At 69.6% G+C, this 11,980-nt stretch carries 10 protein-coding genes and 1 pseudogene; 1 reads left to right on the plus strand and 10 read right to left on the minus strand.

Features of this window, described 5'->3' with window-relative positions; translation table 11 throughout:
* The 7 genes from SSP29_RS05020 to SSP29_RS05050 all read right to left on the minus strand — a co-directional run bounded on the left by SSP29_RS05020 (position 1) and on the right by SSP29_RS05050 (position 8,754).
* Complete coding sequence (locus tag SSP29_RS05020; RefSeq protein ID WP_089099217.1) at positions 1–405, minus strand: cytidine deaminase; 405 nt, start codon at positions 403–405, stop codon at positions 1–3.
* A complete protein-coding gene (locus tag SSP29_RS05025; RefSeq protein ID WP_089099218.1) occupies positions 402–1,664 on the minus strand; it encodes an ABC transporter permease in 1,263 nt (420 codons plus the stop codon). Before SSP29_RS05025 ends, SSP29_RS05020 begins: the two co-directional genes overlap by 4 nt.
* Positions 1,664–2,785, minus strand: coding sequence for an ABC transporter permease (locus SSP29_RS05030; protein WP_089099219.1), 1,122 nt, complete (start codon positions 2,783–2,785; stop codon positions 1,664–1,666). Before SSP29_RS05030 ends, SSP29_RS05025 begins: the two co-directional genes overlap by 1 nt.
* Entirely contained in the window at positions 2,782–4,500 is a 1,719-nt protein-coding gene (locus SSP29_RS05035) for an ABC transporter ATP-binding protein (RefSeq protein ID WP_089099220.1), read from the minus strand. The genes SSP29_RS05030 and SSP29_RS05035 overlap by 4 nt, the downstream gene beginning before the upstream one ends.
* A gap of 329 nt (positions 4,501–4,829) precedes the next feature.
* Positions 4,830–5,879 (minus strand): BMP family lipoprotein, encoded by a 1,050-nt coding sequence (locus SSP29_RS05040; protein WP_089099221.1) that lies wholly within the window; start codon positions 5,877–5,879, stop codon positions 4,830–4,832.
* Between the two features lie 278 nt (positions 5,880–6,157).
* On the minus strand, positions 6,158–7,189 hold the full coding sequence (locus tag SSP29_RS05045) for a BMP family lipoprotein (RefSeq protein WP_089099222.1): 1,032 nt from the start codon (positions 7,187–7,189) through the stop codon (positions 6,158–6,160).
* Between the two features lie 347 nt (positions 7,190–7,536).
* Positions 7,537–8,754, minus strand: a complete 1,218-nt coding sequence (locus SSP29_RS05050) for a M20 family metallopeptidase (RefSeq protein ID WP_089099223.1) — start codon at positions 8,752–8,754, stop codon at positions 7,537–7,539.
* A 271-nt stretch (positions 8,755–9,025) separates the two neighbouring features.
* On the opposite strand from SSP29_RS05050, the gene SSP29_RS05055 reads away from it, so the two are divergent.
* Positions 9,026–9,682 (plus strand): class I SAM-dependent DNA methyltransferase, encoded by a 657-nt coding sequence (locus SSP29_RS05055; RefSeq protein ID WP_089099224.1) that lies wholly within the window; start codon positions 9,026–9,028, stop codon positions 9,680–9,682.
* 298 nt (positions 9,683–9,980) lie between these two features.
* Here the strand turns inward: SSP29_RS05055 and SSP29_RS05060 are convergent, their stop codons facing one another.
* The 3 genes and pseudogenes from SSP29_RS05060 to SSP29_RS05070 form a co-directional block, all read right to left on the minus strand.
* Positions 9,981–11,069, minus strand: a complete 1,089-nt coding sequence (locus SSP29_RS05060; RefSeq protein WP_089099225.1) for a glutamate--cysteine ligase 2 — start codon at positions 11,067–11,069, stop codon at positions 9,981–9,983.
* A 95-nt stretch (positions 11,070–11,164) separates the two neighbouring features.
* Positions 11,165–11,497, minus strand: a pseudogene (locus SSP29_RS55000) (hypothetical protein); the annotation flags it as partial.
* A complete protein-coding gene (locus SSP29_RS05070) occupies positions 11,497–11,904 on the minus strand; it encodes an ATP-binding protein (protein WP_089099226.1) in 408 nt (135 codons plus the stop codon). The gene SSP29_RS05070 and the pseudogene SSP29_RS55000, both read right to left, overlap by 1 nt.
* Positions 11,905–11,980 lie beyond the last annotated feature (76 nt).

Raw genomic sequence — 11,980 nt, forward strand, 5'->3', positions numbered from 1 at the left:
TTACTTGGTGAGATGGGCCGGGCCGAAGGCCTGGGGCAGCATCTCGGAGAGGGGCAGGACGCCCTCCGGGGTGTCCAGGAGGAGGTCCGGGCCGCCGAACTCGTAGAGCAGCTGGCGGCACCGGCCGCACGGGACGAGCAGTCCGCCCGTGCCGTCCACGCAGGTGAAGTGCGTGAGGCGGCCGCCGCCCGTGCGCTGGAGCTCGGAGACCAGTCCGCACTCGGCGCACAGGCCGAGGCCGTACGACGCGTTCTCCACGTTGCAGCCGGAGACCGTGCGGCCGTCGTCCACCAGGGCGGCGACCCCGACCGGGAAGCCGGAGTACGGGGCGTACGCGTGGGACATGGCCTCGCGGGCCTCCGTGCGCAGGGACTCCCAGTCGAAGCCGGCGGCCGCGGTGGTCACTTGCCCTGTCCCTTCCGGTACGGCAGGCCGTCCGCCTTCGGCATCCGCAGGGACTGCGCGGACAGCGAGAGGACGAGGAGGGTGACGATGTAGGGGGTCGCCGTCACGAGCTGGCGCGGGACCTCGTTGGTGGAGGCGTACCAGATGAACATCAGGACCGAGATGACGATCGTGATGATTGCCGGGACGTACTTCTTGCGCCAGGCCAGGTAGGCGGCGCCGAACACCAGCAGGATCGCGATCAGCAGGATCAGCGCGTGGACGTTCACCGTGCCGCCGCGCAGGTTGAGGCTGTCGGTGTAGCCGAACAGGCCCGCGCCGAGGGCGAGGCCGCCCGGCATCCAGTTGCCGAAGATCATCGCGGCGAGACCGATGTAACCGCGGCCGGCCGTCTGGCCGTCGAGGTACACGTTGGAGGCGACGATGGAGAGGAAGGCGCCGCCCAGGCCCGCGAAGCCACCGCTGATGAGCACCGCGATGTACTTGTACTTGTAGACGTTGACGCCGAGGGACTCGGCCGCGACCGGGTTCTCGCCGCAGGAGCGCAGGCGCAGGCCGAAGGCGGTGCGCCACAGGACCCACCACGTGATCGGGACGAGGGCGACGGCGACGACCGTCAGCGGGGACAGGTCGGTCAGCAGGCCGCCGACCAGGCCGCCGATGTCCGAGATCAGGAACCAGTGCTTCTCGTTGAGCGTGTTCAGCCAGTCGGACAGGCCGGGGACGCTGAACGTGCCGAGTGAGTCGATCGGCGGGGACTGCTTGGAGGAGCCGCCCTCGGTGTTCTCGAAGGTGAACTTGGAGAGGTAGCGGGTGGCGCCCAGGGCGAGGATGTTCAGGGCCACACCGGAGACGATGTGGTTGACGTTGAAGGTGACGGTGGCGACGGCGTGCAGCAGGGCGCCGAGCGCGCCGCCGAGGATGCCGAAGACCACACCGACCCAGGGACCCCACTGGTAGCCGGCCCAGGCACCGAACCAGGTGCCGAGGATCATCATGCCTTCGAGGCCGATGTTGACGACGCCCGCGCGCTCGGCCCACAGACCGCCGAGACCGGCGAGGCCGATCGGGACGGCGAGGCGCAGCGCGGTGGACATCTGGCCGGTCGAGGTGATGCCGTCGGCGCCGGTGATCAGGCGCACGGCCGAGGTCAGGATCAGTACGCCGGCGATGACCAGCAGGAGTACCGGGAGCGACATTCGGCGGCCGCCCTTGCCGGGCTGCTTCGCCTGCGGCTTGGCGATGGTCGCGGTGGACATCAGGCCGCCACCTCCTTCTTGGTGTTCTGGGCGGCGGCCGCGGCGAGCTCCGCGCCGACCTGGCGCTGCTGGCGGCGCAGACCCCACTGCCGTACGGCTTCGTAGGAGATGACGACGGAGAAGACGATCAGGCCCTGCATGATCGTGGCGATCTCCTTCTCGTACGCCACCGGGGTCGCGTAGTCGAGGGCGGGCGAGGCCTTGTCGAGGAAGGCCCACAGCAGGGCGGCGAAGGCGATGCCGCCCGGGTTGTTGCGGCCGAGCAGGGCGATGCCGATGGCGGTGAAGCCGAGGCCGGCCGGGAAGTCGAGGCTGTAGGTGTGCGAGTCGCCGAGCAGCAGCGGGAGGCCCGCGAGGCCGGAGACGGCGCCGGAGATCAGCATGGAGACCAGGACCATGCGCTTGGCGTCGACGCCGGAGGCGGCCGCGGCGGACTCGGAGGCGCCGGTGGCGCGCAGGTCGAAGCCGAAGCGGGTGCGGTTGAGGACGACCCAGTAGCCGATGCCGAGGGCGATGGCGACGAAGACCATGCCGTAGATCTCGCCGACGTCGGAGCCCAGGTTGATGCCCGGGAACCAGCCGGACTTCTTCATCACGCCGGTCGTCATGTTGTTGCCGACCTGGACGCCCCACACGTTGGCGAGGGTGATGTAGCCGATGACGCTGGTGGCGATGGCGTTCAGCATGATCGTGGCGACGACCTCGCTGACCCCCCGGGTGACCTTGAGGACGCCCGCGATACCGGCCCAGAAGGCGCCGGTGAGCATGGCGACCAGGAGCAGCATCGGGATCTGCAGGAAGGCGGGCAGGCCCACGTTGGCGCCGACCACGGCCGTCATCACGGCGGCGAGGCGGTACTGGCCGTCGACGCCGATGTTGAACAGGTTCATCCGGAAGCCGAGGGCGACCGCGATGGCCGCGATGTAGTACATCGCCGCCTGGTTGATGATCAGGACCTGGATGTCCGAGTACGGCAGCTGCTGGAGCATCAGCACGTACGGCTCGAACGGGTTGCGGTTCGAGGCCAGCAGGACGATCGAGGTCAGGGCGATCGCCAGGACGAGCGCGATGACCGGGCCGGCCACCGCGAGGAGCACCCGCTCCTTGTCGAACTTCTTCATCGGGCCTCGTCCTCCGGACCAGCGGCGCCTTCGTGTCCTTCTGGGGCGGTGTCTACATGTTCCAGGTGGCCGGACGCGGCACCCGTCATGGCGGAGCCCAGCTCCTCCGGGGTGATGGTGGCCGGGTCGGCGTCCGCGACCAGCTTTCCGTCGTAGATCACGCGCAGGGTGTCCGACAGGCCGATCAGCTCGTCCAGGTCGGCGGAGATCAGCAGCACGGCCAGGCCCTCGCGGCGGGCCTCCCGGATGCGGTCCCAGATCTGCGCCTGGGCGCCGACGTCCACACCGCGGGTGGGGTGGGCGGCGATCAGGAACTTGGGGTTGTGGCTCATCTCGCGGCCGACGATCAGCTTCTGCTGGTTGCCGCCGGAGAGGGAGGCGGCGGTGACGTCGATGCCGGGGGTGCGGACGTCGAACTCCTCGACGATCCGGCGGGTGTCGGCCTGGGCGCCCTTGATGTCCAGCCAGAAGCCCTTGGCGTTGGGCTTCTCGGTGACGTGGCCGAGGATGCGGTTCTCCCAGAGCGGGGACTCCAGGAGCAGGCCCTGGCGGTGCCGGTCCTCGGGGATGTAGCCGACGCCGGACTCGCGGCGCTTGCGGGTCTGCCAGCCGGTGATGTCCTCGCCGAGGAACTCGATCGCGCCGGAGTCGGCGTGCTTGGTGCCGATCAGCGCGTCGATCAGCTCGGTCTGGCCGTTGCCCTCGACACCGGCGATGCCCATGACCTCGCCGGCGTGGATGGTGAAGGAGACGTCGTCGAGGACGCGCTTGGCGGCGCCGGGGGTGGTGGCCTCGGTGAGCACGTCGGCACCCGGCGCGGCACCGGACGAGCCGACGGTCGCGGTCTCTGGCTGCGCGCCGACCTCGCCGAGGGAGGCGATGCCGCCGCCGGCGTAGACGGTGAGGTTCTTGACGGTGACCACGGGCTTGTCGGTGACCGTGGACTCGGCGGTCTCCGGCGTGGGCAGCTCGCTGCCGACCATCAGCTCGGCGAGCTGGCGGGGGGTGGTCTCGGAGGGGATCGCGGTCCCGACCGTCGTACCGCGGCGGATGACGGTGATGTCGTCGGCGACGGACAGCACCTCGCCGAGCTTGTGGGAGATGAAGATGACCGACAGGCCCTCGGACTTCAGCTCGCGCAGGTTGTCGAAGAGTGCGTCGACCTCCTGCGGGACGAGGACGGCGGTGGGCTCGTCGAGGATCAGGGTCTTGGCGCCGCGGAAGAGGACCTTGAGGATCTCCACGCGCTGCCGGTCGGCGACGCCGAGGTCCTCGACCAGGACGTCCGGGCGGATGCCGAGGCCGTAGCGGTCGGAGATCTCGGCGATCTTCTTCCTCGCGTTGCCGCCGATGCCGTACAGCTTCTCGCTGCCCAGCACGACGTTCTCGAGGACCGTCAGGTTGTCCGCCAGCATGAAGTGCTGGTGGACCATGCCGATGCCGCGCGCGATGGCGTCGGCCGGGGACGAGAAGGAGACCTGCTCGCCGTCGATCGCGATGGTGCCCTCGTCCGGCTTCTGCATGCCGTAGAGGATCTTCATCAGGGTCGACTTGCCGGCACCGTTCTCGCCGACCAGGGCATGCACGGTGCCCTTGCGGACGGACAGGTGGATGTCGTGGTTGGCTACGACACCCGGGAATCGCTTGGTGATCCCCGCCAGCTCGACCGCGGCTGTCGTCTCTGCGGTGAGCGGAGGGCTGCTGGACGCGTCGATGGCGCACTCTCCTAGAGAAAGGGGTCGCTCTACGCGCGTAGCGCCCCTGCTTTAAATAGTGCCCGGACCTGACCGAGCTTTTTCGACTCTCGATCCGTTCCGAGCATTCTGCCGCGCGAACGGGGGTTGCCCCTGCCGCCGATCCCCCGGACCCGTACCCGAGATTCCTGACCGAACTCTCGGATCCGCGCCGGGGCCCCGTCCGGGTCCCCGGATCATGGCAGGGGGCGCGGGAAGAACATCCTTCCCGCACCCCGTTCCGTGGCCGTAACGCTGCCATTACAGCGTTCTTTTGACCATGCCTACGACAAGGCCATGTGACCCCTGGGTCAGGAGGTCTTGACCGTGATGGAGCCGTCCTTGATGCCGGCCTCGGCCTTCTTGAGCGCGGCCTGCAGGGTGGCGTTGTTCTTGAAGACCGGGTTGGAGTCGGCCAGGCCGACGCCGCCGTTGGTCAGGGAGCCGCGAATGTCACCGGACAGCGGCTTCTTGTCCTTGATCACGGACTTGGCGAGGTCGTACACCGCACCCTCGACGTTCTTGAGGGCCGAGGTCAGGATGTAGTTCTTGTACTTCGACAGCGCGGCCTGGTTGTACTGGTCGGAGTCGACGCCGATCGCCCACACCTTGTGCGCGGCGGCGGCCTTGATGACGCCCTGGCCGGAGAGGCCGGCGGCGGCGTAGACCACGTCCGCGCCCGCGCCGATCTGGCCCTCCGCGGCGGCCTCGCCCTTGTCGGGGCTGGAGAAGCCGCCCTCGGCCGCGGTCTGGGTCAGGTACTGGGCCTTGACCGTGACGTTCTTCTTGGTGTCCTTGACGCCCTGCTCGAAGCCCGCCTCGAACTTGTGGATCAGCGGGACGTCCACGCCGCCGATGAAGCCGACGGTGTTCGACTTGGTGGTCAGCGCGGCGGTGACGCCGGCCAGGTACGAGGACTGCTCCTCGTGGAAGACCATGTCGGCGACGTTGCTCGCCTGGTCCTCGTTGTCGTCGATGATGCCGAAGCTGACCTTCGGGAACTTCGCGGCGGCCTCCTTGACGGCGGGCGCGTAGGCGAAGCCGACGCCTATGACCGGGTTGTAGCCGGACTTGGCCAGGGTCTCCAGCCGCTGCACCTTGTCCGCGTCCGACTCGCCGTCCTGCGGCTCGATGTCCCGGCCGGTGACGCCGAACTCCTTGTTGGCCTTCTGGAAGCCGGCGTAGGCGGCGTCGTTGAAGGACTGGTCGCCCTTGCCACCGACGTCGTACGCGAGGCCGACGCCCTTGGACGCGCCCCCCTTGCCGGTGGACGAGCTGGACGAGCTGCCGCACGCTGAAACGGTGACGGCGAGGGCTGCGGTTGCAACGCCTGCAACGGCAATACGGGACACCCGGCGCATGGAACGAGACTCCTTCGTGCAAGCGCCCAAACCAGGCGCTGGTTCCGCGGCAGCGTAACGCGCGTAGACCAGACGGAAAACCCCCAATGTCCGGTCCGTTATCTAGCTGTGGCCACAGTCACGGCCAGGGCTACGCACAGCAGTACGCCCCTTGCGGTAGGCAAGGGGCGCGGGAACTGCAAGGGAGCGCAGGCGGCCGTTCCTCCGGCCGCCCTTCGGCCGCTGTCCGGCCGTCCGTATACGGCCGGGTGATCACCCGGCCGTATATATATGTCGCATTACTTGGTGTTGACGGTGACCTTGCCGTCGATGATGTCCTGCTTGGCCTTCTCCACCGCGGCGACGACCTTGGTCATGGCCTTGTACTTGGGGTTGGTGTCCGCGAAGCCGACGCCACCGGTCTTGAGGGTGCCGTTGACGACACCGCTCTCCGGCTTGCCCTCGTGGACCGACTTCACCAGGTCGTACACGGCGCCGCCGACGTTCTTCAGTGCGGAGCCGAGGATGTAGTCCTTGTACTTCGCGAGCGCGCTCTGGCTGTACTGGTCGGAGTCGACACCGATCGCCCACACCTTGGCGGTGGAGGCGGCCTCGATCACGCCCTGGCCGGAGAGACCGGCCGCGTGGTAGATGACGTCGGCACCGGCGTCGATCTGCCCCTGCGCGGCGGCCTTGCCCTTGTCGGGGCTGGAGAAGCCGCCCTCCTGGGCCGTCTGGGTCAGGTACTGCGACTCGATCTTGATCTTGGGGTTGACCGACTTGGCGCCCTGGTCGAAGCCCGCCTCGAAGGTGTGGATGAGCGGGATGTCGACGCCGCCGATGAAGCCGATGTGGTCCTTCTTGGTGGCGGACGCCGCGGCCACACCCGCGAGGTACGACGACTGCTCCGCCGCGAAGACCATGTCGACGACGTTGCTCGCCGTCACCTCGTTGTCGTCGATGATGCCGAAGGTGATCTTGGGGTACTTGGCCGCGACCTCCTTGACGGCGGGCGCGTAGGAGTAGCCGACCCCGATGATCGGGTTGTAGCCGGCCTTGGCGAGCGTGTCGAGGCGCTGCACCTTGTCGGCGTCGGACTCGCCGTCCTGCGGCTCGATGTCCCGGCCGGCGATGCCGAAGTCCTTCTCGGCCTTCTGGAAGCCGGCGTAGGCGGCGTCGTTGAAGGACTGGTCGCCCTTGCCGCCGATGTCGTAGGCGAGGCCGATGCCCTTGCCGTTGTACTTGCCGGACGAGTTGGTGCTGGTGGCACCACTGTCCGAGCTGGACTTGCCGCATCCGGCGGCCGCGAGGGCGATGACGGCAACGGTCACCGCAGCTTGGGAGAACCGAGTTTTCCGACCCGAGATATAACGCACAGCAAGCACCCCTTCGTCCCCACGGCACCGTCATCGGTCCGCTTCCCCAACCGTCCACCCTCGGTGGCGATTTCGGCGCACAGTAACGCGCGTAGAAGGGGAGGGGAACGGGGTTTCTCCGGGCCGTTATCGAACCGTGCCGACTCCGGGTTACAAGTGGAGACCAACGGTTACGGCGGGGTGACACAAGAGGGCGAAAGGGCACCGACCGGGCACCCCTTCGCCCCCTGCGGGCAGTACGGCGGCGGATGCGGCAAGCTGACCGTTTCTCCCGCCGTCTGATACGACTTCCGTCGGTACGACTACATGGTCGAGTCGATCAGGGCGGCGGCCGTGAACAGCTCCACCCCGACGGTGATGGCCCGCTCGTCGGCGTCGAAGTCACCCTGGTGCAGATCGCGCGCGGTCCGCTCGCCCGGCGTGCGCACCCCGAGCCGCGCCAGCGCGCCCGGCACGTGCTCCAGGTACCAGGAGAAGTCCTCGCCGCCGAGGCTCTGCTCGGTGGTCTCGATGGACTCGGTGCCGCGCCGGGCGGTCATCGCGTCCCGCAGCAGCTCGGTGATCACCGGGTCGTTGACGACCGGCGGCACCCCGCGCACGTAGTTGATCTCGGACTTGGCCCGGTGCAGGGTCGCGATCTCGTCGATCGCCGCGTGCACGACGTCCGGCGCCGTCCGCCAGGCCTCCAGGTCCAGGCAGCGCACGGTCCCGGACAGCTCGGCGTGCTGGGGGATCACGTTGGGCGCGTGCCCGCACTCGATCCGGCCCCAGGTCACGGCGAGCCCGCTGCGGGTGTCCACGCGCCGCCCGATGAGCGCGGGCACGTCGACGGCGACCCGGGCGGCGGCGGTGACCAGGTCGGTCGTCAGATGCGGGCGCGCGGTGTGGCCGCCGGGCCCGTCCAGGGACACCTCGATCCGGTCGCAGGCGCTGGTGATGGCACCGGTCCTGAGCCCGATCCGCCCCACGTCCACCCGGGGGTCGCAGTGCACGGCGATGATCCGCCCCACCCCGTCCAGCACCCCGGCCTCGATGGCGTCGGCGGCACCGCCGGGCAGCACCTCCTCGGCGGGCTGGAAGAGCAGCCGTACGGGCCGCGGCAGCTGCCCGCGCGCGTGCAGGTCGGCAAGGACCAGTCCGGCGCCCAGCACCACCGTCGTATGCACGTCATGCCCACAGGCGTGCGCCCGGTCCGGCACGGTGGACCGGTACGAGCACTCGGTCTTCATGTCCGGGATGGGCAGGGCGTCGATGTCGGCGCGCAGGGCGAGCACCGGAAGCCCGTCCCCGACCGGCCCGATGTCACAGATGAGTCCGGTCCCCGACGGGAGGACGCGCGGCCGGAGACCGGCCTTTTCCAGCCGTTCCTTGATGGCGGCCGTGGTGCGGAACTCCTGGTTCCCTAGCTCGGGGTGCATGTGCAGGTCGCGGCGGAAGGCGACGAGTTCGGCGTGCAGTTCCTCGCTGAGCACGCCGGGGAGCACATCCCCGGGAAGGTCGGCCTCGGTCTCTGTGGACATCAATTGGTTCACCCTCTGAAGGGTAGGACGCCCGAAGGGTCAACTGACCCGAGATCAACAAAAGTTCAGCCCGTTAGGGGAAGAAAATCTGACCGCGGACGCATGACCTCGGACGTGGTTGGGTAACACCTATGTTTCCTCTTCCACGCATACCACGCCCGGCGACGATCACGCCGGTCCTGTCCACCTACCGAAACGGGACCGAGCCGGGACCGAGCCGCAACCGCGACTTCGCCACGCGGGCCACGCCCGCCCGGTAGCGTGCGCGACCGTGACGGACTCGGAGACGCCCGACTTCATACAGACCACCCGTACGTCCTACGACACGATCGCCAAGGACTACACCGCAGCCTTCCCCGGCCTCCCCGAACGGCCGGTGGACATGTCCATGATTTCCGCCTTCGCCACGCTGGTGAAGGCGAACAGCAGCGCCCCGGTGGCCGACCTGGGCAGCGGCCCCGGCGACATCACGGCCCACCTCAACGACCTGGGAGTCCCGGCCTTCGGCATCGACCTCTCCCCCGCCATGATCACCCTGGCCCGGGAGGCCCACCCCGCCGTGCGCTTCCACCGGGGCTCCATGACGTCCCTGGAGCTGCCCGACGAGACCCTCGGCGGCATCCTCGCCCTCTACTCGATCATCCACGTCCCGGACGACCACCTCCCGGCGACCTTCGCCGGCTTCCACCGCGCCCTGGTCCCCGGCGGCCACGTCCTGCTGGCCTTCCAGAAGGGCGAGACACCCAGCCTCCACCTCACCGAACGCTTCGGCCACGAGATCGACCTGCGCTACTACTGGCGCCCCGCGTACGCGGTCGGCGACATGCTCGCCAAGGCCGGCCTGGACGTGGCGGCGACCCTGATCCGGGAGCCGGTGGAGTCGGAGAAGTGGCCCCGCGCATTCGTCCTGGCCCGCAAGCCGGGCTGAGCGCGCGCCGGGCGAGGCGAGGCGCGGGGGCGAGGCGAGATGCGGGGGCGAGGCGAGATGCGGGGGCGAGGCGAGATGCGGGGGCGAGGCGAGATGCGGGGGCGAGGCGAGGCGCGGGGGCGAGGCGAGATGCGGGGGCGAGGCGAGATGCGGGGGCGAGGCGAGGCGCGGGGGCGAGGCGAGGCGCGGGGGCGAGGCGAGATGCGGGGGCGAGGCGAGATGCGGGGGCGAGGCGAGATGCGGGGGCGAGGCGAGGCGCGGGGGCGAGGCGAGATGCGGGGGCGAGGCGCGGGGCGCGTCATTCCTGGGTGCGCTGCACGCACCCGGTGACGACGTCCCGGAGGCTCCCGGTGCCCGCCAGCAGCTCCCGCTGCTCCTCGGCGCCGTTGCCGCACCGCAGCAGCCGCTCGACGCCCTCCTCCACGGCCGCAAGGTCACCGCTGCCGGCGAGGGCGTCCCCGGTGTGCGCGAGCAGTGCGTCCAGTACGGCGGGTGCCGCCCGGGGCCGCAGTGTGCCGGGATCCAGCAGCTCCCCGCCGAGCCCCGACCGAGCGGCCTGCCAGGCGGCCAGCCGCTGCAGCCCCACCCCGTGATCGACGGGTTCGCGCCCGCCCCGCCACTCCCTCCCGGCGGTCTCCACCAGCGCACGGGCGAGGGTGGCCACGAGGACGGCGGTCCGGGCACGCAGGCACACATCCGCGACCCGGATCTCCACGGTCGGATAGCGCCGGGCCAGCCGGGCGTCGAAGTAGACCATCCCCTCGTCCAGGATGACGCCGGTGGCCACCATGTCCGCCACCAGCCGGTGGTAGCGCTCGGCGGACCGGAAGAGCTCCACCGGACCGGCCGACGGCCAGCGCGACCACACCCGGCTGCGATAGCTGGCGTACCCGGTGTCGCTGCCCTGCCAGAAGGGCGAGTTGGCGCTGATCGCGACGAGCACCGGCAGCCACGGCCGCATGCGGTCGAGCACCGCCACCCCCTCCTCGTCGGACTCCACGGCAACGTGCACATGGCATCCGCACACCAGCTGGTCCCGGGTGGCGATGCCGTACTGCCCGGCCAGCCACTGGTAGCGCGGGTTCACGCTGATGGAGGGGCTGACGGGCAGCGGCGAAGAGGCAAGCGCGACGACGGCACACCCGAGCTCCCCGGCGAGCCGGGCGGCCTCCTTACGACACCGGATGATCTCCTCCCCCAGCTCGGCCATGTCCGACTGCGGCTGGGTGGCGAACTCCAGCATCTGCCCGTAGAGCTCCTTCTCGAACACGTCCTGCCCGGGATCGGCCAGCGAGGCCCGCGCCAGCACGGCCGCGGCCGACGCCTTGGGCTCGCCGGTCACCGGGTCGACGAGCAGAAGCTCTTCCTCCACTCCGACGGTACGCACCTGAGGCCGCCCTCCGTCCACGCCGCGACCATACGCGGCAGGCTGTACCCACCGACTTCCCAGACGGCGCCATGAGACACCTGCCTCCGCGCCCGCCCGAGCTGGATCGGCTGCGCCGCCCACTTCGCCGTCGCACGGCTCTGCGTGGTCACGATCAGCACCGGCTCACACCGGTACTTCTCGTAGAGGTAGGACAGGTAGTACGGCCAGCTCCCCCGCTTACGGTCGTCCGGCTGCCCCTGCGACTCGACGACCAGGAGATACGTCCCCTCGTCCGTCTCCGCCCGCAACAACGTGTCCACCCGCCGCTCGACCGGCTCGATCTCCGTCAGATCCACGTTCATCGCCGCCCGCTGTAACGCCTTGGTCAGCAACCCCGGCTCCTTCTGGAAGATCCGGTGCAACGCCTCATGCGACGACCCCACCATCACGCCACCCCCAACTCACACCACACGAACTTGCCCCGCTCCCCGAACCGAGCCGACGGCTGCCAGCCCCAGCAGTCCGCACACGCCACCACCAGCCCCAACCCCCGCCCCGCCTCGCCAACGTCCGCCACCGCCTCCAACGACCCCGGCGGCTCCGGAGGCACCGGATCCGCATCCCACGCCCCGATCCACACCACACCCTCCGGGGAACGCCGGACCCTCAGCGCGGCCGGCCCCTTCGTATGCCGTACGGCATTGGAGACCAGCTCCGCAGCGAGCAGTTCTGCAGTGTCGGCGAGGCCGATCAACCCGTGCATCGTCAGGATCAGACGCAGGGTGCGACGGCAGATCGTCACCGCTCTGAGGTCGTTGGGGATGTAGAGCGTGTAGTCCCAGGTCTCGGGCATGCGTCATCAACTCCGGTCAGATGAAGGGGATTTCACGCAGGGTGGCATCGCCGCACGGCAACGGTGCGGTGCACTT

Origin of the sequence: Streptomyces hyaluromycini, from assembly GCF_002217755.1 — a bacterium.
Taxonomy (GTDB): domain Bacteria; phylum Actinomycetota; class Actinomycetes; order Streptomycetales; family Streptomycetaceae; genus Streptomyces; species Streptomyces hyaluromycini.

Bases quoted from the DNA above. Each gene is read 5' to 3' on its own strand.
- SSP29_RS05025 (WP_089099218.1), bottom strand. From the start codon at position 1,664: ATGTCCACCGCGACCATCGCCAAGCCGCAGGCGAAGCAGCCCGGCAAG.
- SSP29_RS05070 (WP_089099226.1), bottom strand. From the start codon at position 11,904: ATGCCCGAGACCTGGGACTACACGCTCTACATCCCCAACGACCTCAGA.
- SSP29_RS05030 (WP_089099219.1), bottom strand. From the start codon at position 2,785: ATGAAGAAGTTCGACAAGGAGCGGGTGCTCCTCGCGGTGGCCGGCCCG.
- SSP29_RS05050 (WP_089099223.1), bottom strand. From the start codon at position 8,754: ATGTCCACAGAGACCGAGGCCGACCTTCCCGGGGATGTGCTCCCCGGC.
- SSP29_RS05040 (WP_089099221.1), bottom strand. From the start codon at position 5,879: ATGCGCCGGGTGTCCCGTATTGCCGTTGCAGGCGTTGCAACCGCAGCC.